Here is a 22,386-nt window from a genome sequence, read left to right on the forward strand (position 1 = left end):
GCTCATTCTGCGGAAGGGGAGGGTGTACGGGCCCCGGCTCAGCCGAGACCCGTCGCTGCCGACCAGAGGGCATACGGGACGCTGTGGGCGGACGTGCCGGCCAGGCCCTTGAGCGGCAGTGGCTCCAGGGACTTGGCCAGGTCGATCCGGTAGACGACGATCGCGGTGGACACGGAGTCGGCCGTGCCGACGTACCAGGCGGCGGTGTCCTTCTCGGTGGTGCCGGCCTTCCCGGACACCCCCGTCCGGCCGGCCGCCGCCTCGGGATGGGCGGTGCGGAAGGAGTCGCCGAGCGCCTCCGTGACCTGCCGGGCCACCTCGGCGCCGACCGCGCGCTTCGGGCGCGGGGTGGCCAGAGCGACCGGGGAGCCGTTGCGGGTGATCCGGCGCACCGAGTACGGCTCGGTGTGGTTGCCGCCGGCGGCGAAGGTCGCGTAGCCGCTGGCCATCCGGATCGCGCTGGGCGTGGAGTTCCCCATCGACAGGGCCGGGACCTGGGGGCCCATGCTGGAGGACAGCAGCCCGGACGCCACGGCGGTCTGGCGCACCCTGTCCAGGCCGGTGTCCATGCCGAGCTGCATGAACGGCGTGTTCACGGACCGGGCCACGGCCTCGCGCAGGCTGATGTCCCCGTACGACCGGCCGCCGTCGTTGTGCGCGGCGACCTTCTTGCCGCTGCGGTCCCAGTACGGCCCCTCGGGAGTGGTGACGGGCACGCCGTCGTCGCCGTCGTAGACGCTGTCCGGGGTCACGGGGGTGGCGGGTCCGCCGCGCGTCTTGTGCACGCCGTGTTCGAGTCCGGCGGCGTAGACGAACGGCGTGAACGCGGTGCCGGCCGGGACGGTGGTCGCGTTGGACTCGTTGTAGCCCTGGGTGCGGTGGTCGGGGCCGCCGTAGACGGCGAGGATCCGGCCGTCCGCCGCCACCGAGGCGGCGCCGTAGTGGCCGTTCTTCGCCGCCGCCGGATTGTCCCGCCCGGCCTGCTTGCGGGTCTTGGTGACGGCGTCGGTGAGCGCCTTCTCCCGCTTGCGGTCGAAGGTCGTGTAGATCTGGTAGCCGCCCAGGTCGAACTGCTTGTCCGTCAGGTGGCCGGACTTCTTGGCGTACTGCGAGGCCAGCTCCACCAGGTAGTCGCTCTGCGCACCGGTGTTGTACAGCGGGTTGCTCTTCAGCGGCTCGGGGAACTCGGTGTACTTCGCCCGTTCCCGCGGCGACAGCTTGCCGATCTTGACCATGCGGTCGAGGATCCAGGACCAGCGCTCGACGGCCCGCGCGTGGTTGGCCTTGCTGAGCGTGGGGTCGAACAGGCCGGCGCCCTTGAGCAGCCCGGCGAGCATGGCCGCCTCGGAGGCGTCGAGGTCGCCGACGTCCTTGCCGTAGTACGCCTGGGCGGCGCGCTGGATGCCGTAGCTGCCGCGGCCGAACCAGCTGGTGTTGAGATAGCCCTCCAGGATCTGGTCCTTGCTCATCCTGTTGTCGAGCTTGAGCGCGATCATCGCTTCGGTGAATTTGCGGCTGATCGTCTGGTTCTGCGTCAGATAGACATTCTTGACGTATTGCTGGGTGATGGTCGATCCGCCCTCGGTGTCCCCCTGTCCCAGGGTGCGGAACACGGCCCGGGTGATGCCCCTGGCGGATATGCCCGGGTCCGAGTAGAAGCTCTCGTTCTCCGCCGCGAGCACCGCCCAGCGGACGTCGGGAGGGATGTCCTTCAGCGGCATCGCCTGCCGCTGCACCCAGCCCGTACGGGCCATGGGCGTGCCGTCGGACCAGAAGTAGACGTTGTCCTGCTGGGTGGCGTACGAGTTGAGGTTCTCCGGTATGTCCGTCATCGCGTACGCGGTGACGAGGAAGGCGCTGAGCAGGCCGAACGAGGTCAGGGTGGCGCCGATCCACTGGCGCCAGGAGGGTATCCAGCGGCGCCAGCCGGTACGCCCGGGGCGCGGGTACACCGGCTTCAGGCGGCGCGCGTAGGGGGTTATCCGGCGCGCGTACGGGGCCAGCGGGGCGAGCAGCCGGACGACGGCGCCCAGGGCCGCGCTCGCGGGCGTGGGGCGCTCCCGTCCGGCCGCGCGCGCGTCACGCCGGCGTTCGGCCCGGCCGCCGCCCGGAGCGGGCGGCTCCGGTGGCGGGGGCACGCGCAACTGCATGGTCTGGTCGGCCCTGAGGGCGTCGACTCTCAGGTGCAGCGTCTCATCGGCGTCCAACGGCTCCTCGCCACGGCCACCCCCCATGGGGCCGTCCTCCCCCTGCGACGCATTGGTCACGCCTGCGTCTCCCTCCGCACTCGGTCTTGCTCGCGCGGGTGAGCTGACATCCTCGCAACGGCGTTCACAAATTATCAGTAACGTTTTCGAATGCCCCGCACATAGGCCGGATAGAAAGCAACACTCATGAAACATTGAGGCGCCCCCGGCCGGGCCCCGACGGCTAACCTGGGGCCATGCCTCGTTACGAGTACCGCTGCCGGACCTGCGGCGACACGTTCGAACTCAGCCGGCCCATGGCGCAGTCCGCCGCCCCCGCATCGTGCCCCGCGGGGCACGACGACACGGTGAAGCTCCTGTCGACGGTGGCGGTAGGCGTGTCGAACAACACGTCCGCGGCTGCGCCTTCGCCGAGGGCCGGCGGGGGCGGGTGCTGCGGTGGCGGGTGCTGCGGTTAGCCGCCTGCGGCGGGGCCGCACATCGATGCGGCCCCGCGCCCCTAAGGGGTTGCCGTGCGGGTCGCCTTCACGAACTCCCGCAGGATCCGCTCCCCCGCCAGGACGCCGCGTTCCGGCAGGGCGCTGATCCGCGGGGCCGTCCAGTCGGTGTCGGCGAGTTCGCCGTGGCCGGGGCGCCAGCCCCGGTCGGCGGCCAGCAGCAGGTCGGCGTCGAGCAGGGAGTCCCCCGCGGCCAGCGTCAGCTCCGCGCCGGTGCGCCGGACCACCTCGCGCACGGCCGCGCTCTTGGTGAGCGGCTTCGGCACGGCGTAGATCTTGCGGCCCTGCAGGGAGACCGTCCAGCCCCGGTTCTCCGCCCACACCGCGAGCTCCTTCACCCAGTCCCCGGGCAGCAGGTCACGCTCCACCACGAGGTAGGCGAACAGGTCCTCGGCGATCCGGTGCTTGCGCACCCACACCGGGTCGGCGGACCGCAGCAGATGCTCGCTGACCTCCGCGAGCGGCGCGCACTCCTCGGCGAGCCGCGCCTGGACGCCCGCGTGCCAATCCGCGTCGGTGACCCCGTCGACCAGCAGATGGCCCCCGTTGGCGCAGATCGCGTAGGCCGGCGGCGGCCCCGGCAGATTGATCCGCTGGTACTGCTTTCGCGTCCGGGTCGTCGTCGGCACGAACACGGCCGTGTCACCGAGGTCGGTGAGCAGCTGGGCCGCGGTCTCGGTCATGAAGGACAGCGGCTTGGCCTCGTGCACCTCCACGCACAGCAGCCGGGGCGCCCGCGGGTCCGGCATGGTCAGCGCCAGGGCCGCCGAGGAGTAGATCAGCGTGCGGTCGAGGTCGCTCGCCACCAGCACCGGCATCAGACGTTCACCGCCTTGCCGTCGGCGCCGGTGGCGCCCCGCGTGTACCGGGGGTGGATCAGCCCGACGCAGGTGTACGGCAGGTCGTCCACCTCCTCCACCGGCACCCCGCGCTGCTCGGCGAGCAGCCGCACATGGGCCAGGTCGTCGCCCGCCCCCGCCCGCGCCAGGATCTTCCACGGCACCCGGCGCAGCAGCACCCGGGTGGTCTCGCCGACGCCGGGCTTGACCAGGTTGACGTCGTGGATGCCGTACTCCTCGCTGATCCGCTCGACCGCCCGCCAGCCCGCCCAGGTCGGGGTCCGGTCCGCGGCCGACAGCTCCTTCACCGCGCCGTCCACGCCGTCGGCCACCTCGGGGAAGCGGGCGGCGACGGCGTCGAGGAAGGCCACCGAGACGTCCGCGCCCGCGAGTTCGCGGTAGAACTTGGCGCCGTGGAAGTCGTGCGGGCCGACCAGGTCGGCGCGCAGCACCGTGCGGGAGATCAGCCCGGAGACGGTCGAGTTGAGGCACGCGGAGGGGATGAGGAAGTCCTCGCGGGTGCCGTAGGTGCGTACGCAGGAGCCGGGGTCGGCGAGGACGGCGATCTCCGGGTCGAAACCGCTGATGCCCTCCTTCCGCTCGAACTCCTCGACCGCCTCGGCGAGTTCGCGGGTGATCGCGCCCTTGCCGGTCCAGCCGTCGACGAACACGACGTCCCGGGGGTCGTGGTGGGCGGCCAGCCAGCGCAGCGCGTTGGCGTCGATGCCCCGGCCGCGCACGATCGACACGGCGTAGTGCGGCAGGTCGAGACCGTGCCGGAAGCGGGCCCAGCGGCGCATCAGGATGCCGACGGGGGTGCCTGCGCGGGCCAGGGAGACGAGCACCGGGCGGGGCGAGCGCTCGGTGAGGACGGCCTCGGTCACGACACCGACGGCCCGCGCGAGGCGGGCGGCGGAGGCGTCCAGGGCCGCGTGGAACAGCTCCTGGTACCGCGCGCTCGGCTGGTACTCCACCGGCAGTGACTCGGCGTAGTGGGCGCCGCCGCGCTGGACGGCCTCCTCGCGCTCCTCCGTCGGCGCCTCCAGGGGCACGTCGGACAGGTCCTGGAGCAGCCAGCCGACCTCCTCCGGCGCGTACGAGGAGAACGCGGGGCCGCGGAGGGGCTCGGGCAGCATGGCCGGCCTTTCGGGAGCGTGCGGGACGTAGGAGGGGACGACCGCGAGCAGGACGTGCGGGACGTGCGCGGCGAGGGCGGCCAGCAGACCGTCCGGCGCGTGCAGGGCGGGAGTGTCGGCGGCGGAGTCGACCACGGCGACGACGGCGTCGAAGCCGGCGCCGGCCACGTTGTAGGCGTACCGTTCGCCGGGGCCGTCGGCCGGGTCGTCGTGGGCCGGGAAGACCAGGCGGCTGCGGATGGCGTAGCCGGGGTCGTCGACCGCGAGCACGGGCGACCGGGTGGTGGTGGAGAACCGCACCTCGGCGTCCACCGCCCGCTCCAGCTCGCGGGCGAGCCGCAGCGGGGCGTACATCAGCTCCTCGAAGCCGAGCACCAGAACGCGCCGGGCGCCGGCGGGCAGGGCCGCGCGTATTCGCCCGGCCATGGCGGGCAGCGCCGCTTCGAGCCGGGCGCGGTGGCCGGGGGTGAAGCCGTGCCGTCCGCCGTCGGGGAGCCCGGGGGGCCAGTGCAGGTCGACCTGGGCGACGGGCCCCGGCCGTGGCGTCCCTCCGGGGGCGCGGGCTCCCCCGTCGCTCCCGTGCCCGGCGGCCTCGCGTTCCGCGACCAGCCGCTGCCCCTTCTCCAGCACGCCCTCCGGCAGCCGTACGGTCCCGGACGCGGCGGCGATCACGTCGACCCGGGCGCCGATCTCCTCCGCGAACCGCTGGAGGCGGGCCGTGTCCCCGGCCGACCGCATGTCGACCAGGGCGACCACCACGTACCGCCCGCGCGGATACCGTGCGTGCAGGTCCCGGACGGTGTTCAGCACGGTGTTGCCGGTGGAGAACTCGTCGTCCACCAGCACCAGCGGTCCGTCCCCGGCCAGCAGGGCGGGGTCTTCCGGCAGCAGGAGGTGCGACGTGGCGTGCGAGTGCGACTCCTCGAAGCCGCCCGCGGGGGCGACCCCGGGCACCGGCCGCCGCGTGGAGTGCAGGTACGGCACCGCGCCGAGCCCGTCGGCGACCGCGTGCCCCAGCCCCGTCGCGGTCTCCGCGTAGCCGAGGACGACGGCCCCGGCCCCTTCCCCGCCGAGCAGCGCGGCGACCCGCCGGCCCAGGTGGAAGCCGTACTCGTACACCACGGCCGGCGACTGGGGGACGTGCTTGCCGAGGACGTTCGAGACCAGCAGGTGCGCCCGCTTGGGGTTGCGCCGCAGCGCGAGCCCGAACAGGTCCGGCAGGCCGTCGTCGCCCACGAGTCCGACCCCGAGCCGCTCGGCGACCCAGCTGCCGGACCAGACCCCGTCGTTCACTGCGTTGTTCATTCGTTCCTTGGAGAGGCGGAGGTGGAGGGTTGAGGTGAAGGTGGAGAAGGGTCAGCCGGGTATGCCGGCGGCGAGCAGTTCCACGAAGCCGACGTCCTCGTTGGCGACGCCGAACACCTCGGCGCGCAGCAGGGTCCGCTCGGCCCAGGCGCGGTGCGGTTTCACTTCGTTCATCTTGTTCGTGTAAGCGGACCGCAGTACACCCCCGCCGCCGCGTTCCGGCCGCAGGATGTCCTGGGCGTCGCTGAACTCCTCGTGGCTGACCACGGACAGCGCGTGCACGGGCAGCACGTGGGACGGGTGGATGCAGGTCTTGCCGAGCAGGCCGTTGGCCTGGTCGAGGGAGATCTCCCGGAGCAGTCCGTCCATGGCGTGTTCGATCAGCTTCTCGCGCAGCGAGACGGCCTGCACCTCCAGGAAGGGGCTCTGCCTCAGCTGCGGCTTGAACATGCGTTCGGAGACGCGGAAGTACTCCCAGACCGGGCCGGTGACGGTGAAGCCGGTGCCGTCGGCGCGGCCCAGCATGTTCACGACGTCGGCGATCACGGACGCGACGATCTGGACGTCGTAGGCGGTCATGTCGGGGGCGCGGCGCAGGCCGTAGGAGGAGCAGAAGTCGGTCACGCCGAGGCGCAGGGCCAGCACCCGGTCCCGGTACTTGCCGACCGCGCGGGAGATGCCCTCCAGGGTCTCCACCCGGGACTCGCGGTAGAGCAGCTCGGGGGACTCCAGGACGGGCATGGCGAAGAGCCGCCGGCCGCTGCTGTTCTCCGCCGCGGTCAGCGCCTCCAGGAAGGGGATGCCGCGTTCCTCGGTGAACTTGGGCAGCACGAACCCCGACAGCAGGCGCACGGCGGGGCCGAGACGACGGACCAGGTCCGGTATCTGCTCGGGGGTGCGCACCCGGATGAACAGCAGGGGCGGCTCCGCTCCGGGCCGGGCGGCGAGGTCGGCGAACTGCCGGACGAGGTTCTTTTCCCCCGGTTCGACGTCCGCGTCGTCGATCGAGTCCTCCAGGCACAGCACCATCGAGACCACGCCGTTGCACGCCTGTCTGACGATGTCGTCGGCGAGCCGGGGCCGCGTGGCCGGGCTGTACAGCGTGGCGCCCAGGGCCGCGGAGAGCAGCCGGGCCGGGGAGTCGGCGGTGAACGCGCACGGCTCCTGGTGGAAGAGGCGCTGCCGCACCTCGGGGGCGATGTGCCCGAAATGACGCATAGGACTCCCTCAGGGCGCGAGCCGATCCTCTGGGTTCGGTAAAGGGTGGCCGGTAATAGTACGTAGGGATCCGTGTCCGGGGTTCCCTGCGGGCATGAATTCCCGGTAACCCTGCCATGTCGGCGGTACCGCCCCCGCATTGTCGTGACCAGGACCGAGAGGGCAGGATGACCGTATGACGCACGCCATGCTGAAAGGGTCGAACGTCCCGCTGGACGCCGCCACGGTCCGTGCCGTGCTGCGCTGGACCCCCGGGCAGGGGGTCCCGGACGTGGACGTGTCGGCGCTGCTGCTGGGCCCGGACGGCCGTGTGCGCTCCGACGAGGACTTCGTCTTCTACAACCAGCCCCGGCACCCCTCCGGGAAGGTGTGGCGGCTCGGCAAGAAGCGGATCACCGAGGGGCTGACGGACACGATCCAGACCGAGCTGTCCGGGGTGGAGCCGGGCGTCGGCCGGATCGTGCTGGTCGCCTCCGCGGACGGGGTCGCCTTCGACCGGGTGCCGGCGCTGTGCATCCTGCTGTACGACGCGGCGGTCGCCGACGGGGAGCCGCTGGCCCGGTTCGAGATCAAGCCGGAGACGGGCGCCGAGACGGCGCTGATCTGCGGTGAGCTGTACCGGCGCGGGGAGGGCTGGAAGTTCCGGGCGCTGGGCGAGGGCTATTCGAACGGGCTGAAGGGGCTCGCCACGGACTTCGGGATCTCGGTGGACGAGTCCGAGATGGAGGAGGAGCCGGTCCCGTCCCAGCCGTTGCCCCCGGAGCAGCCGACGGCCGCGGTTCCGGCACAGCCGCCCGCGTACGGCTATCCCCAGCCGATGTCGGCGCCGGTGGCCGTGGCCGGGGACCCGTACTTCCGGCTGCCGCCGCAGGGGCCGCAGTTCCTCGGGCGGTAGTCAGCCCCTGGGGCGGGCGCCGGTCACCTGTCCACCTTCGTCTTGAAGCCCCTGCCCCACTGCAGGCCCCAGCCGTAGAGGCGGTCCAGTTCGCCCTGGAAGCCGTAGACGAACTTCACCTCGCGGCGGACGATCAGTTCGCCCTTGACGTTCTCGATCATGACCACGGCGCAGGAGCGGGCCTGGGGGTGGCGTTCGTCCAGGCCTATCTCGATGCGGGGGCCGTTGCTCGGGTAGAGGGTGACGATGGCGTGCGTACGGTCGAAGGCGGGGGTCTGGTCGTAGATGTAGACGAAGACGAGCAGTCGCTTGAGGGCGTCGCGGTGGTCGAGGTTGACGTACATCGTCTCGCCGGACGCCGAGCCGAACCGGTCGTCGCCGCTGAGTTTGATGTACGGCGGTGCGTTCACGTCGCCGAGATAGCCGCCGAGGGGCTGTACGACCCCCTTCGTGCCGTCGGTCAGTTCGTACAGGCAGCCGAGGTCCAGGTCGACGTTGACCATGCTCTGGCCGTGGCCCAGGACCTCCGGCGGTTTCAGTGCCTTGAACGGGTGCCGGAACAGGCTGGTGCGCTGGACTCCGTCGAAGTCGGAGGTCCGCATCCGCCAGGAGAGGTTGACGCGCAGGTGGCCGGTGGCCGCTTCCTGCTTGGTGAGGGACACCGTCTGGTGCCGCCTGGTCAGTTCTATGGCGTTGCTCGACGCGTTGCCCGAGTCGAAGTCGGCGGCGCGCCCGCCCAGCAGTCCGTCGAAGAAACCCATTCCCGCCCCCAGTACCTGTCGTGACGCCGGCGGGGCGGCCGGCCGTGCCGGCCGCCCCGTTCAGAGCGTTCCTCACCGTCCGGACCGTCACACCCCGGAGGAGACCTCGGCCTTCTCGCCGCTGCCCTCGCCCGCCGCGGCCAGGGCTCGGTTGCGGCGGACGGAGGAGAGGAAGGACGCCGCGATCAGGACGACGCCGACGAGACCGGTGACGACCTCGTTGATCTCGTACCGGATGGTGACCATGAGGATCACGGCGAGGGCGCCGATGGCGTAGTGGGCGCCGTGCTCCAGGTAGACGTAGTCGTCGAGGGTGCCCTGGCGGACCAGGTAGACCGTCAGCGACCGGACGTACATGGCGCCGATGCCGAGGCCGAGGGCCATCAGGACGATGTCGTTGGTGATGGCGAAGGCGCCGATCACGCCGTCGAAGGAGAAGGACGCGTCCAGGACCTCGAGGTAGAGGAACATGAAGAACGCGGCCTGGCCGGCCAGGACGATCGCGGGTTTCTGCCTGCCGGTGCGGGCGGCCGCTTCCTCCGCCTCGTGCTCGCGCTCCTCGTCCGCCTCCAGCTTGTCCTCGAAGTAGCCGGAGAGGCCGCCGACGACCATGTAGGTGATCAGGCCGGCGATACCGGCGATCAGGACCGTCTGGGCCTTGTCCGCGTGGGCGCCGCCGTGCTGGTGGGCGTGGGTGGCGAAGGTGAACGACGTGATCAGCAGGACGATCAGGGCGATGCAGACCGACAGCATGTCGACCTTGCCGAGCTTGGCCAGCGGCCGCTCGATCCAGCGCAGCCACTGGATGTCCCGGTCCTCGAAGATGAAGTCGAGGAAGATCATCAGCAGGAACATGCCACCGAACGCGGCGATCGCCGGGTGGGCGTCGGTGACCAGCTGCTGGTAGCGGTCCTTGTTGTTGAGTGCCAGGTCGACGGCCTCGATCGGACCCATCTTGGCGCTGATCGCGACGATGACGACGGGAAAGACCAGCCGCATGCCGAAGACGGCGATGAGGACGCCGACCGTGAGGAAGATCTTCTGCCAGAAGGCGCTCATCTTCTTCAGGATTCCGGCGTTGACCACCGCGTTGTCGAAGGACAGCGAGATCTCCAGGACGGCCAGGATCGCCACGATGCCGAAGGCGGTCCACCCCCCGTAGAACGCCGCCGCGACCAGACCGAGCGCGGTGACCGCGAACGACCAGCCGAAGGTTTTCAGAAGCACTGGCTACCCCATCGTGTGTGGGGGGCACCTCCCAGACGGAGTCCGGGGGAGGGTCTCCCCTGAGTCGTACCGATTTTTACGAAACGTTGACTCCGAAGTCTAGAGCGATGCCCCGTAGGCCGGACGCGTACCCCTGACCCACCGCCCGGAACTTCCACTCGCCCTGGTAGCGGTACAGCTCGCCGAAGATCATGGCGGTTTCGGTGGAAGCGTCCTCGCTGAGGTCGTAGCGGGCCAGCTCTTGGCCGTCGGCCTGGTTGACGACGCGGATGAAGGCGTTGGAGACCTGGCCGAAGGTCTGCCCGCGCTCGTCCGCCATGTGGATCGAGACGGGGAAGATGATCTTCTCGCACTGCGCCGGCACCCGGGCGAGGTCCACCAGGATCGACTCGTCGTCGCCCTCGCCCTCACCGGTGAGGTTGTCACCGGTGTGCTCCACCGAGCCGTCGGGGCTGGTGAGCTGGTTGTAGAAGACGAACCACTCGTCTCCCAGCACCCGGTTGCCGGCCCCGCACAGCAGCGCGCTGGCGTCCAGGTCGAAGGGGGCTCCGGTGGTCGACCGCGCGTCCCAGCCCAGTCCGATCATGACGTTGGTGAGGTTCGGTGCGGCTTTGGAGAGGGAGACGTTGCCTCCCTTGGCGAGCGTGACACCCATGCTGGTCCTCCCCTGGCGGTGCTTTCCCTGGTTGTCCTGCGCGTCCGGCGCCGCCCCCGGACGGAGCGGCGCCGGTCGCACGGGCTGGCGGGTCTCACACGTCCTTCGTGTCAGACGTTGACGCCGAAGTCCTGCGCGATGCCCCGCAGGCCCGACGCGTAGCCCTGGCCGATGGCGCGGAACTTCCACTCCGCGCCGTGCCGGTACAGCTCCCCGAAGACCATGGCGGTCTCGGTGGAGGCGTCCTCGCTGAGGTCGTACCGGGCGATCTCCTGCTGGTTGGCCTGGTTCACGACGCGGATGAAGGCGTTGCGGACCTGGCCGAAGGACTGCTGGCGGTTCTCGGCGTCGTAGATCGACACCGGGAACACGATCTTCTCGATGTCGGCCGGGACACCGGCCAGGTTGACCTTGATCTGCTCGTCGTCGCCCTCGCCCTCACCGGTGAGGTTGTCACCGGTGTGCTCGACGGAGCCGTCGGGGCTCTTGAGGTTGTTGAAGAAGACGAAGTGCTGGTCGCTCGCGACCTTGCCGGAGTTGTTCAGCAGCAGCGCGCTGGCGTCGAGGTCGAAGTCCGTGCCGGTCGTCGTGCGCACGTCCCACCCCAGGCCGACGATGACGGCGGTCAGGCCCGGGGCCTCCTTCGTCAGCGATACGTTGCCGCCCTTGCTGAGGCTGACTCCCACGGGTCCTCCATGTGGTGTCCAGGGGCGGGGAGCCCCGTCGTGCTTCGGATATGGGATCAACGTGCCGATCCTAGTGACGGGTTCCCGCACCTCGCAGACCCTGGACCCGAAGATGCGCGGGTGTCGCCCGCGGTCCGCTCACAGGGTGTCGAGAGCCTTCACGTAGTCGTTCAGATCACGGGCGTCCGGCAGGCCGTTGACCACGGTCCACCGCACGACGCCCTCCTTGTCGATCACGAAGGTGCCCCGGACGGCGCAGCCCTTGTCCTCGTCGAAGACGCCGTACGCGCGCGAGACGTTGCCGTGCGGCCAGAAATCGCTCAGCAGGGGGTATTCCAGGCTCTCCTGCTCGGCGAAGACGCGCAGGGTGTGGATGGAGTCGTTGGAGACGGCGAGCAGCTGGGTGTCGCGGTCCTCGAACCGCGGCAGGTTGTCGCGCAGCTCGCACAGCTCGCCGGTGCACACGCCGGTGAAGGCGAAGGGGTAGAAGAGCAGGACCACGTTCTTCTCGCCGCGGAAGTCCGAGAGCTTCACGGTCCGGCCGTGGTTGTCCTTCAGCTCGAAGTCGGGCGCCTTGTCGCCGACCTGGATCGCCATCGTCGTGCTTCCCTTCGGTGGGCTGTCGGGGTGGGAGCGCGGACGCTCGGTTCCACCCTACGCAGCGGTCACCGGGGACTTCCGGACGGGCTGGGGCGATGTCCAGCCCGTCCGGCGTCCGAGGACGGTCATTTCTTGGACTTGGCCGCCTTCGGCGTCGCCAGCCGGCTGCCGCTCCAGTCCTTGCCGACGCTGACGCTCTTCGAAGCGGTCAGGCCGGCCGTCGTGGCGGCGTCCTGGATGTCGCTCGGCTCCACGTACCCCGCACGGCCGGTCTTCGGCGTGAGGAGCAGGATCGCGCCGCCCTCTTCGATGTACGTGGTGGCATCCACCAGCGCATCCGTCAGGTCGCCGTCGTCGTCACGGAACCACAGCACAACGGCGTCGGCCACGTCGTCGTAGTCCTCGTCCATGAGGTCGCCTGCGATGGTTTCCTCGATGGCCTCGCGGAGCTCCTGATCGACGTCGTCGTCGTAGCCGATCTCCTGGACCACCTGCCCGGGCTGGAACCCCAGCCTGGCGGCAGGGTTCGTCCGCTCCTCCGCGTGGTCCGCGGTCGCGCTCACGGGTTGCCTCCTGATCATGTTTTGGTAAGTATCTCAGCCACGCGCGTGCGCGAAGCATTGGCCGTAGTCCACACGGGCGGGGCGGATCGCGCAAGTACCCGGCCGTCGGGACCGCCGAAACGGTGACGATCCCTGCCGTGTCGCCGCAACTCCCAGCACCGTATCTCGATTCCGCGCGACCCACATCACGCCCGTGTGCCCGGTTTGTCGGGTTCGGAATCATCCGGGGTTACGTCGCTCGAACAACTTTGCCATGCCCGTCACGCCCCGGGCGTATCGTTGCGTTTTGACCGGTGCAGACGACGGCGCGGATGACGGCGCGGATGACGTACGCCTTCCCGAGGTACACGATGGGGAACGGTGTAGGCAGGTGCAACGAACTGGCCCTCTGACAGCTAAGGAACAGCGTGGCTTCCGGATCCGATCGCAATCCGATCATCATTGGCGGCCTTCCGAGTCAGGTTCCTGACTTCGATCCCGAAGAGACCCAGGAGTGGCTCGACTCCCTGGACGCCGCCGTCGACGAGCGCGGCCGGGAGCGGGCCCGCTATCTCATGCTGCGTCTGATCGAGCGCGCCCGCGAGAGGCGCGTGGCCGTGCCCGAGATGCGCAGCACGGACTACGTCAACACGATCCCCACCAAGAGCGAGCCGTTCTTCCCGGGCAACGAGGAGATCGAGCGCAGGATCCTGAACGCCACCCGCTGGAACGCGGCCGTCATGGTCTCGCGCGCCCAGCGCCCGGGCATCGGCGTCGGCGGCCACATCGCCACCTTCGCCTCCTCCGCGTCGCTGTACGACGTCGGCTTCAACCACTTCTTCCGCGGCAAGGACGAGGGCGACGGCGGCGACCAGGTCTTCTTCCAGGGCCACGCCTCCCCCGGCATCTACGCGCGCGCGTACCTGCTCGACCGGCTGACCGAACAGCAGCTGGACGGCTTCCGGCAGGAGAAGTCGAAGTACCCGGACGGCCTGTCCAGCTACCCGCACCCGCGCTCGATGCCGGACTTCTGGGAGTTCCCGACGGTCTCCATGGGCCTCGGCCCGCTCGGCGCGATCTACCAGGCGCGGATGAACCGCTACATGCAGGCGCGGGGCATCGCCGACACCTCCCGGTCGCACGTGTGGGCGTTCCTCGGCGACGGCGAGATGGACGAGCCGGAGTCGCTCGGCCAGCTGTCCATCGCGGCCCGGGAGGGCCTGGACAACCTGACCTTCGTGGTCAACTGCAACCTCCAGCGCCTCGACGGCCCGGTCCGCGGCAACGGCAAGATCATCCAGGAGCTGGAGTCGGTCTTCCGGGGCGCCGGCTGGAACGTGATCAAGCTGATCTGGGACCGCACCTGGGACCCGCTGCTCGCGCAGGACCGGGACGGCGTGCTGGTCAACAAGATGAACATCACGCCGGACGGCCAGTTCCAGACGTACGCCACCGAGTCCGGCGCGTACATCCGCGAGCACTTCTTCGGTGACGACCTGCGTCTGCGCGCCATGGTCGAGAACATGACCGACGAGCAGATCCTGCACCTCGGCCGCGGCGGCCACGACCACCGCAAGATCTACGCGGCGTTCAAGGCGGCCCAGGAGCACAAGGGCCAGCCGACGGTCATCCTGGCCAAGACGATCAAGGGCTGGACGCTGGGCCCGAACTTCGAGGGCCGCAACGCCACCCACCAGATGAAGAAGCTGACGGTCGACGACCTCAAGCGCTTCCGGGACCGTCTGCACCTGCCGATCTCCGACAAGGAGCTGGAGTCCGGTGCGCCGCCGTACTACCACCCGGGCCGCGACTCGGAGGAGATCCAGTACATGCACGACCGCCGCAAGGGCCTCGGCGGTTACGTCCCGACCCGTGTCGTCCGCTCCCAGCCGCTCGCCCTGCCGGACGACAAGGCGTACGCGACCGTGAAGAAGGGCACGGGCCAGCAGTCCATCGCGACGACCATGGCCTTTGTGCGCCTCCTGAAGGACCTCATGCGGGACAAGGAGATCGGCAGGCGGTTCGTGCTGATCGCACCGGACGAGTACCGCACGTTCGGCATGGACTCCTTCTTCCCGAGCGCGAAGATCTACAACCCGCTCGGCCAGCAGTACGAGTCGGTCGACCGCGAGCTGCTCCTGGCCTACAAGGAGTCGCCGACCGGCCAGATGCTGCACGACGGCATCTCCGAGGCGGGCTGTACGGCGTCACTGATCGCGGCCGGCTCGGCGTACGCCACGCACGGCGAGCCGCTGATCCCGGTGTACGTCTTCTACTCGATGTTCGGTTTCCAGCGCACGGGTGACCAGTTCTGGCAGATGGCCGACCAGCTTGCGCGCGGATTCGTCCTGGGCGCGACCGCCGGTCGTACGACCCTGACCGGTGAGGGTCTCCAGCACGCGGACGGCCACTCCCAGCTGCTGGCCTCCACCAACCCGGCGTGCGTGGCGTACGACCCGGCGTACGCGTACGAGATCGCACACATCGTGCGGGACGGACTGCGCCGGATGTACGGCGGCTCGGCCGAGCACCCGCACGGCGAGGACGTCTTCTACTACCTCACCGTCTACAACGAGCCCATCCAGCACCCGGCCGAGCCGGCGGACGTGGACGTCGAGGGCATCGTCAAGGGCGTCCACCGGCTCGGGCAGGGCACGAACGGCTCCGTCCCCGCGCAGATCATGGCGTCGGGCGTGGCGGTCCCGTGGGCCCTGGAGGCGCAGCGGCTCCTCGGCGAGGAGTGGGACGTCAGGGCCGACGTGTGGTCCGCGACCTCCTGGAACGAGCTGCGCCGCGAGGCGGTGGCGTGCGAGGAGTACAACCTGCTGCACCCGGAGGAGGAGCAGCGGGTGCCGTACGTGACGCGGAAGCTGAGCGGCGCCGAGGGTCCGTTCGTGGCCGTGTCCGACTGGATGCGATCGGTTCCGGACCAGATCGCGCGCTGGGTGCCCGGGACGTACCAGTCCCTGGGCGCCGACGGCTTCGGCTTCGCCGACACCCGGGGCGCGGCGCGCCGCTTCTTCCACATCGACGCCCAGTCGATCGTGGTGGCGGTGCTGACCGAGCTGGCGCGCGAGGGCAAGGTCGACCGCTCCGTGCTCAAGCAGGCCATCGACCGCTACCAGCTGCTGGACGTCTCCGCGGCGGACCCGGGGGCGGCGGGCGGCGACGCGTAGCCGGTGCCCTCGGCTTCGGCCGACAAGGGCCCCGGGACCGACAAGGGCCGCGGGGATCTGCGGGTCCGTGGAGGGCTGATCGCGCAGTTCCCCGCGCCCCTTCGAGGCGCGCTGCCGTTACGGTTTCTTTACTATGCGGGGCATGGACCAACTGTCGGCGCAGGGGCGGTGGGAGGGGCTCACGCAGCGGCCCCTGCTGGGGCTCGCGGTGGCGTTCGCCGTGGCGTACGCGGTGCCGATCGTGGACGCCTCCGCCGGCCACGTGCTGACCACCCTGTGCACGGGTGTCGAGTGGGTGGTGTGGGCGGCGTTCGCCCTCGACTACCTGGTCCGGCTGGCCCTGGCCCCGCACCGGCGGGGCTTCGTACGGCAGCACTGGCCCGACCTGTGCGCGGTGGTCCTGCCGGTCCTGCAACCGCTACGGCTGCTGCGGCTGGTGTCCACGCTGCTGCTGGTCGGCCGGCGGGCCCGGATGGCACCGCAGATCCGGCTGACCACCTACGTCGTCGGGGCCGTGGTCGGCCTGCTGATGTTCGGGTCGCTGGCGGTGCTGTCCGTGGAACGGGAGGCGCCGGAGGGGAACATCCGGACACTGGGTGACGCCGTGTGGTGGTCGTTCACCACGATGACGACCGTCGGGTACGGGGACCACGCGCCCACGACCGGGCTCGGACGGATGATCGCCGTCGGCCTGATGCTGTCGGGGATCGCGCTGCTCGGTGTCGTCACCGCGAACATCGCCGCGTGGTTCATCTCGCGGTTCGAGAAGGACGACGTGGAGGAGCGGCGGCAGACCGAGGCCATCGCCGCCCTGGCCGAAGAGGTACGGCTGCTGCGGGCGGAGGTGGCCCGGTTGGCCGAACGCGAGCGCCCCGAACGGGGGGTGGAGAACCGCGCGGGCGGCCACGGCGTGCCCGCGGCCGCCAACGCGCCCACTCCCCGCGGCGGGACGCCGCCAGCTGACGAGAGGTCCTAGAGGAGCCCGTGACCCCACGTCGCCGCGCCCGCCAGGGCGACGATGGCGAGCAACGTGTCGATGGCGCCCAGGATCAGGGCGACCAGTGCGGGGACGTTGCCGTCGTTGGACCACTTGCGGCCCATCGACTGCCAACCGCAGAACATCGCCACCGGGCCCAGGACGATGCCCAGCGCGAAAAATCCGGCCACGGCACAGATCGTGCCGATGATCCCGAGCGTCGCACGGTCCGGCCCGGTCCGCTGCCACGTGCGGCCGCGTGACCGGGGGTACCCGCTTGTTCCTCGCCCGAAGCCCGCCATCATCAACTCCTCGCGGTGAATGGACAGTTCGGCTTCGGTGTGCGGGTACCCCGGTTCCGCGCCGGCAGACGTGCGCGCGCCGCCCCCCTCCGGCAGCGCGCGCCGCGGCCCGGCCTCCTCCCATGCCCTGCGGAGGACTTGACCCACTGTGACCTGCGGCGCGTGCCGGGGCGAGCGATCTTGAGCGGAGTCACCCTGATGGGGGAACTCCGCCGGGGAGGGGCGGGGCGGCCGGGTTCAGATGTGGCCCACGCCCACGCCCGCCTCCGCGTTCGCGCCCCGCTTGGTGAGCAGCGCGACGAGGACGGCGACCAGTGCCACGCCGGCCGCGACGAGGGAGGCGAGGCTCATGCCCGAGATGAAGGTGTCGTGGGCGACGGCGGTGATCTTCGCGACGACCGGTTCCGGCATGCCCTTCGTCACCGGGGCCACGCCGACCTGGACCGCCTCGGAGGCCTTGTCGAGCTGATCCGGGGTCAGCTTCGGCAGCCCCGCATCCGCCCAGTTGCCCGGCAGGTCACGGTCGACCTTGGAGGCCATCACCGCGCCCAGCACCGCCGTACCGAGGCTGCTGCCGATCTGCATGGCCGCCTGCTGGAGGCCGCCGGCGACACCGGACAGCTCCAGCGGCGCGTTGCCGACGATGACCTCGGTGGCGCCGACCATGACCGGTGCGAGGCCCAGGCCGAGCAGCGCGAACCAGACGGACATCAGACCGCTGCCGGTGTCGGGCTCCAGCGTCGACATGCCGTACAGCGCCGCCGCCGTCACGGCCATGCCGAAGGCCAGCGGGACGCGGGGGCCGAGCCTGGTGATCGCGGTGCCGGCGAGCGGCGAGCCGACGATCATCATGCCGGTGAGCGGCAGCAGGTGCAGGCCGGCCGTGACGGGGGTCATCCCGTGGACGTTCTGGAGGTAGAACGTCACGAAGAACAGGCCGCCCAGGAACGCGATGGCCATCAGGACCATCAGGACGACACCCGCCGACAGGGCCACCGAGCGGAACAGTCCCAGCGGGATCAGGGGTTCGGCGACCTTCGTCTCCCAGAAGGCGAAGAGGGCGAAGAGCACCACGGACGAGGCCATGAACGTCCACGTCTTGCCGTCGCCCCAGCCCCAGGTGGGGGCCTTGATGAGCGCCCAGACCAGGCAGAACATCGCGCCGGACAGCAGGGCGATGCCGAGGAGGTCGAAGGAGCGCGGGGCGTTCTCGGCCCGGTGGTCGAGCAGGATCATGGTGCCGAGGAGCAGCGCGAGGGCGCCGACCGGCACGTTGATGAAGAAGACCGACTGCCAGTTGACGTGCTCGACGAGGACACCGCCGAGGATCGGGCCGCCCGCGGTGGAGGCGCCGATCACCATGCCCCACACACCGATGGCCATGTTCAGCTTCTCGGCCGGGAAGGTGGCCCGCAGCACGCCGAGCGCGGCCGGCATCAGCAGCGCGCCGAACAGGCCCTGGAAGACACGGAAGATGACGACGGCGGCGATGCTGCCGGACAGTCCGATGGCGCCGGACGCGGCGGCGAAGCCGGTCACACCGATGAGGAAGGTCTGCCGGTGGCCGAAGCGGTCACCGAGCTTGCCCGCGGTGATCAGCGTGACCGCGAGGGCGAGGAAGTAGGCGTTCGACACCCACTGCACGTCGGCGAAGGACGCGTTGAGGTCGTCGCGGATGGCCGGGTTGGCGATGGCCACGATGGTGCCGTCGAGGGCCACCATCATGACCCCTACGGCGACGGTGATGAGGGTGAGCCACGGATGGCCGCGCAGGCCAGGGGCCGACGGGGGCCCCGACGGGGCTGCCGGCGCCTTGTCCCCCGGCCCCGTCGCGTCGACGGTGGTCTGACTAGTCATACTTCTCAGGCTAGTGACAGTCACTGACAGTTGACAAACCAATTCACTCGTCGGTTACTGACACGACATCGGCGCATAGGCTGGGACGGCCGGAAACGCACGGGAGAGAGGCCATGGAGACGCTGCGCGAGCGCAAGAAGCGGCGTACGAGGGAATCGCTGCTGCGGGCCGCTCTCGAACTGTTCACCACGCAGGGTTACGAACACACGACCGTCGACGAGATAGCCGAGGCCGTCGACGTCTCGCAGCGCACCTTCTTCCGCTACTTCGCGGGCAAGGAGGAGGTGGCCTTCGCGGTGCAGAACATCACGGAGGCGGCCTTCGTCGCGGCCGTCCGCGCGCGTCCGCCGCACGAGGCGCCGATGAAGGCCCTGCGGCAGGCGTTCCTGGAGGGCTGGGACGCGATACGCGAGACCGTCGAGTCGCTGGTGCCGGTCGAGCTGTACCTGCGCATGTACCGGACGATCGAGTCGACGCCCGCGCTGCTCGCCGCCCATCTGCGCCGGTCGGCGGCGACCGAGGAGACGATCGCCCGCCTGCTGGCCGAGCGGGAGGGCGTCGACGTGGACGACGATCCGCGCCCCCGGCTGGCGGTGGCCGTCTTCGCCGGGGTGATACGGGTCACCGAACGGCAGTGCTCCCTGCGCGAGGACTTCGGCCCGGAGGCGCTCCGCACGCTCAGCGCGGCGTACCTCGATCAGGTGGGTTCGGCCCTCACGGGTAACTGGCGCGCCGCCTGAGACCGTTGGCAGACCGCCGGACTCCGTGCCCGGCGGACCGCGTGCGCGGTGTCCCGCCCCTCGCCGTCCCGGTGTTCGGTCACCGCCGAAACGTGATCCCTGTCACTCGGTTACCCCGAGACCGTGCCGTTCTCCTAGTGTGTCCTCCCAGTGACTTCCTTCGACACCTCCCCGCAATGGAACGTCTGGCGCGCACTGCCGGCGCTGGCCGTCGTGTTCGTGATGCTCGCGACCACCGGCTGGACCGCCCTGCGCAGTCACCGGGAGGCGACAGCCCTGCAGGCCTCGCTCACCAAGTGGGAGCACGGCCGCCTGCACGGCCACGGCCTGCCGGACCCGCAAGCCGACCCGTCCCGGCTGGCCCGCTTCTTCGCCTCGCTCACCCCGCACGACCGCGGCCGTCTCGCCCACCGCTATCCGCTGGCGGTCGGCAACATGAACGGCGCGCCCGTCTCCCTGCGCTACCGGGCCAACCGCATCGCGCTGGCGCAGGCCCGCGAGGTCGAGCGCAAGCGCGTGCACGACAGCCGGCTCAGCACGGCGGGCCAGCAGGACGCGGCCCGCCGGATGGACCGCTACACGTCCCTGCTGAGCCCCGGCCGGCACATCCTGGCCTTCGACCCCGAGGGGTCGGGCCGGGTCGCCGAGGTCTTCGGCGACCTCTCCACGGCGCAGCGGATCTCGGTCGTCGTCCCCGGCGTCGACACCGACGTGCTCACCTTCCAGCGGACCAACCGCAAGTACAGCGCCCCGGTCGGCATGGCCACGGCCCTGTACGCGGCCGAGCGCGAGGCGAGCCCGCGGACCCGTACGGCCGTGATCGCCTGGGCCGACTACACCTCCCCCGACGGGCTGGGGGTGGACGCGGCCACCGGACTGCGCGCCGAGGAGGGGGCCGTACGGCTGAACGCGCTGCTGCGGGCGCTGCCCGGCCGGGCCCCGGTGTCGATGTTCTGTCACAGCTACGGCTCGGTGGTCTGCGGGGTCGCCGCACACGGCATGCCCCGCCGGGTCGCCGACATAGCGGTGGCCGCGAGCCCCGGCATGCGCGTCGCCGAGGCCTCCCACCTGGGCACGACGGCCCGGGTGTGGGCCATGCGGGACGCCAGTGACTGGGTGCAGGATGTTCCCTACCTGGAGCTGGGCGGTCTCGGCCACGGCGCCGACCCGGTCTCCCGGGCGTTCGGGGCGCGGGTGCTGTCGGCCCGGGACGCCCAGGGGCACAGCGGTTACTTCCAGCCCGGCACGGACAGCCTGCGCAACCTCGCCGACATCGGCGTGGGCGCGTACGAGGCGGTGACGTGCGCACGGGAGAACGATGCGTGCCGGTCCGGTCTGTCCGGCACGGTGACGGCCGGACGCGCGTAGAAACAGCAGGAAGTGCGGTCTGCGCGGGTGGCGACGGAGGAGCACGTGCCGCATACGATGAGCCGCATGGGTGACGTACTGGCGGGTTTTCATGCCGTCTGGGAGTTCGGGTCCGACTCCGTGCTCATCCGTTACGAACGGGGGATTCGATCACCGAAGCTGTTCCAGGCGCTCGGCGAGCGCCGGATCCCGCTGTCCGCGGTCGAGGGCGTGACCCTCGCCCCGGGCAGGCGCGGCACGGTCGTCCTGCGCCTGACGCCTCGTCCGGGTGCCGATCCGCTGATGGAGGCGGCCGACGGCCAGTTGAAGGAGGGGTCCGACCCCTACCGGCTGGTGCTGCCGGCCGAGCGGGAGACCCTCGCCGAGTACTACGCCGACGAGCTGAAGGGCCTGCTGACCGAGTCGGGGCCCGCCGAGCGGCACCTGGTGGCGGCGCCCGAGGCGCCGCTGCACTTCAAGGCGTACGACGGGAAGGCGTCCTTCGACGGGACGTCCGTACAGTTCCGCTGGTCCTGGACCGGGGCGTCGTCGGCGAAGTGGAAGGCCGGCGACCAGAGCTTTCCGGTGACCGGGCTGAGCGGGGTGGAGTGGCGGTCCCCGGAGATCTTCGAGGGGCACCTGCGGCTGGTGCCCCGCGAACCCGGCCCCGCCCGCTCGGCGCAGCCGGACCAGGACCCCGCGTCGGTGGTGTTCGGGCTCGGGTACGGGCCGGTGCACGAGTCGCTGCCGTTCGCCGCGGCCGTGCTGGCGGCCGTGCGGGCGCGCGGACCGGTACCCGCCGTACCGGCCCCGGCCCGGCGTGACCCCGCCGACATCGCCGAGCGGATCCGGCACCTCGGGGAGCTGCACCAGGCGGGGCTGGTCACCGACGAGGAGTTCTCCTCCAAGAAGGCCGAGTTGCTGGCCGAACTGTAGCTACCGCTCGCGCCCGTAGAAGCTGATCTTCTTGTCCAGGACGCCCAGCGTGTCGTGGAGTTCCGCGATCCTGGACAGGACGTCCCTGCGGGTCGACTCCAGCAGCTGACGGCGTTCCGCGAAGGTGTGGTCGCCCTCCCGGACGAGTTCCGCGTAGCGCACCATGTCCGCCACCGGCATGCCGGTCAGCCGGAGCTTGGTCACGAAGTCCAGCCAGTCCAGGTCGCGGTTGCTGTAGCGGCGCTGGCCGGTGTGCGAGCGGTCCACGTGCGGCATCAGCCCGATCCGCTCGTACCAGCGCAGCGTGTGCGCGGTGAGGCCGGTGAACGCGACGACCTCGCTGATCGTGTAGCGGTCCTGGCCGTCGGGGCGGGGGTGCCGCCGGGGCGGGGCGGAGCAGATGTCGGCGGGGGTGGCGTGCTCGGTGGCCGCTGGCGTGGTCTGCATCACCGTCATGCCCCCACGCTAGGGCCTTGGAGTGCAC

The 22,386-nt window shown here is 70.7% G+C and carries 20 protein-coding genes; 7 read left to right on the forward strand and 13 right to left on the reverse strand.

The annotated features are described in order from the left end of the window. Window positions 1-38: 38 nt before the first annotated feature. Window positions 39-2,234: a transglycosylase domain-containing protein gene (locus AB0947_RS07910; RefSeq protein ID WP_366749576.1), complete on the reverse strand. Its 2,196-nt coding sequence runs from the start codon at window positions 2,232-2,234 to the stop codon at window positions 39-41. Between the two features lie 209 nt (window positions 2,235-2,443). Here AB0947_RS07910 and AB0947_RS07915 point away from each other — a divergent pair, with 209 nt between their 5' ends. Continuing rightward, window positions 2,444-2,665, forward strand: coding sequence for a zinc ribbon domain-containing protein (locus AB0947_RS07915; RefSeq protein ID WP_366749390.1), 222 nt, complete (start codon window positions 2,444-2,446; stop codon window positions 2,663-2,665). 41 nt (window positions 2,666-2,706) lie between these two features. Here AB0947_RS07915 and AB0947_RS07920 read toward each other — a convergent pair whose 3' ends face one another. Genes AB0947_RS07920 through AB0947_RS07930 form a run of 3 tightly spaced genes read right to left on the reverse strand, consistent with a single transcriptional unit; the run spans window position 2,707 to window position 7,202 of the window. Beyond that, entirely contained in the window at window positions 2,707-3,522 is an 816-nt protein-coding gene (locus AB0947_RS07920; protein ID WP_366749391.1) for an HAD family hydrolase, read from the reverse strand. After that, a complete protein-coding gene (locus AB0947_RS07925) occupies window positions 3,522-5,984 on the reverse strand; it encodes a phosphoribosyltransferase (protein WP_366749392.1) in 2,463 nt (820 codons plus the stop codon). The genes AB0947_RS07920 and AB0947_RS07925 overlap by 1 nt, the downstream gene beginning before the upstream one ends. Before the next feature lie 51 nt (window positions 5,985-6,035). Then, window positions 6,036-7,202, reverse strand: a complete 1,167-nt coding sequence (locus tag AB0947_RS07930) for an HpcH/HpaI aldolase/citrate lyase family protein (RefSeq protein WP_366749393.1) — start codon at window positions 7,200-7,202, stop codon at window positions 6,036-6,038. Between the two features lie 175 nt (window positions 7,203-7,377). Here AB0947_RS07930 and AB0947_RS07935 point away from each other — a divergent pair, with 175 nt between their 5' ends. Then, complete coding sequence (locus AB0947_RS07935; RefSeq protein ID WP_366749394.1) at window positions 7,378-8,097, forward strand: TerD family protein; 720 nt, start codon at window positions 7,378-7,380, stop codon at window positions 8,095-8,097. Between the two features lie 23 nt (window positions 8,098-8,120). Here AB0947_RS07935 and AB0947_RS07940 read toward each other — a convergent pair whose 3' ends face one another. From AB0947_RS07940 to AB0947_RS07965, 6 genes are all read right to left on the reverse strand, one after another. Next, a complete protein-coding gene (locus tag AB0947_RS07940) occupies window positions 8,121-8,858 on the reverse strand; it encodes a Tellurium resistance (RefSeq protein ID WP_366749395.1) in 738 nt (245 codons plus the stop codon). Between the two features lie 87 nt (window positions 8,859-8,945). After that, window positions 8,946-10,085 carry a DUF475 domain-containing protein gene (locus tag AB0947_RS07945; RefSeq protein ID WP_366749396.1) on the reverse strand — a complete coding sequence of 380 codons (1,140 nt, stop codon included), beginning with the start codon at window positions 10,083-10,085 and terminating at the stop codon, window positions 8,946-8,948. Between the two features lie 76 nt (window positions 10,086-10,161). Beyond that, complete coding sequence (locus AB0947_RS07950; RefSeq protein ID WP_366749398.1) at window positions 10,162-10,740, reverse strand: TerD family protein; 579 nt, start codon at window positions 10,738-10,740, stop codon at window positions 10,162-10,164. A 110-nt stretch (window positions 10,741-10,850) separates the two neighbouring features. Beyond that, window positions 10,851-11,426, reverse strand: coding sequence for a calcium homeostasis/redox stress adaptation protein (locus AB0947_RS07955; RefSeq protein WP_363217549.1), 576 nt, complete (start codon window positions 11,424-11,426; stop codon window positions 10,851-10,853). A 138-nt stretch (window positions 11,427-11,564) separates the two neighbouring features. Beyond that, the gene (locus AB0947_RS07960) at window positions 11,565-12,023 is read right to left on the reverse strand and encodes a peroxiredoxin (protein WP_366749399.1); all 459 of its coding nucleotides are present in this window, start codon (window positions 12,021-12,023) and stop codon (window positions 11,565-11,567) included. 128 nt (window positions 12,024-12,151) lie between these two features. After that, window positions 12,152-12,589, reverse strand: a complete 438-nt coding sequence (locus AB0947_RS07965; protein WP_366749400.1) for a DUF3052 domain-containing protein — start codon at window positions 12,587-12,589, stop codon at window positions 12,152-12,154. Window positions 12,590-12,996: 407 nt separating this feature from the next. Between AB0947_RS07965 and aceE the strand changes: the two genes are divergently transcribed. Together aceE and AB0947_RS07975 are read left to right on the forward strand one after the other, a co-directional pair. Then, a complete protein-coding gene (gene aceE, locus AB0947_RS07970; protein WP_366749401.1) occupies window positions 12,997-15,744 on the forward strand; it encodes a pyruvate dehydrogenase (acetyl-transferring), homodimeric type in 2,748 nt (915 codons plus the stop codon). Window positions 15,745-15,886: 142 nt separating this feature from the next. Beyond that, complete coding sequence (locus AB0947_RS07975; RefSeq protein ID WP_366749402.1) at window positions 15,887-16,720, forward strand: potassium channel family protein; 834 nt, start codon at window positions 15,887-15,889, stop codon at window positions 16,718-16,720. Here AB0947_RS07975 and AB0947_RS07980 read toward each other — a convergent pair. After that, the gene (locus AB0947_RS07980; protein ID WP_014672470.1) at window positions 16,717-17,022 is read right to left on the reverse strand and encodes a hypothetical protein; all 306 of its coding nucleotides are present in this window, start codon (window positions 17,020-17,022) and stop codon (window positions 16,717-16,719) included. The two genes, AB0947_RS07975 and AB0947_RS07980, sit on opposite strands and share 4 nt — an antisense overlap. 237 nt (window positions 17,023-17,259) lie before the next feature. Beyond that, window positions 17,260-18,879, reverse strand: coding sequence for an MFS transporter (locus tag AB0947_RS07985; protein WP_366749403.1), 1,620 nt, complete (start codon window positions 18,877-18,879; stop codon window positions 17,260-17,262). A 113-nt stretch (window positions 18,880-18,992) separates the two neighbouring features. Between AB0947_RS07985 and AB0947_RS07990 the strand changes: the two genes are divergently transcribed. The 3 genes from AB0947_RS07990 (at window position 18,993) to AB0947_RS08000 (ending at window position 21,902) form a co-directional block, all read left to right on the forward strand. Continuing rightward, window positions 18,993-19,619 (forward strand): TetR family transcriptional regulator, encoded by a 627-nt coding sequence (locus tag AB0947_RS07990; RefSeq protein ID WP_366749404.1) that lies wholly within the window; start codon window positions 18,993-18,995, stop codon window positions 19,617-19,619. Window positions 19,620-19,769: 150 nt separating this feature from the next. Beyond that, entirely contained in the window at window positions 19,770-20,987 is a 1,218-nt protein-coding gene (locus tag AB0947_RS07995; protein ID WP_366749405.1) for an alpha/beta hydrolase, read from the forward strand. Between the two features lie 66 nt (window positions 20,988-21,053). Next, window positions 21,054-21,902, forward strand: coding sequence for a DUF4429 domain-containing protein (locus AB0947_RS08000; protein ID WP_366749406.1), 849 nt, complete (start codon window positions 21,054-21,056; stop codon window positions 21,900-21,902). Here the strand turns inward: AB0947_RS08000 and AB0947_RS08005 are convergent, their stop codons facing one another. Beyond that, window positions 21,903-22,358, reverse strand: coding sequence for a MerR family transcriptional regulator (locus AB0947_RS08005; protein WP_189813159.1), 456 nt, complete (start codon window positions 22,356-22,358; stop codon window positions 21,903-21,905). It lies immediately after the preceding gene. Window positions 22,359-22,386: the final 28 nt, after the last annotated feature.

The organism is Streptomyces sp. NPDC047841 (assembly GCF_040704085.1).
Lineage (GTDB): Bacteria > Actinomycetota > Actinomycetes > Streptomycetales > Streptomycetaceae > Streptomyces > Streptomyces argyrophylli.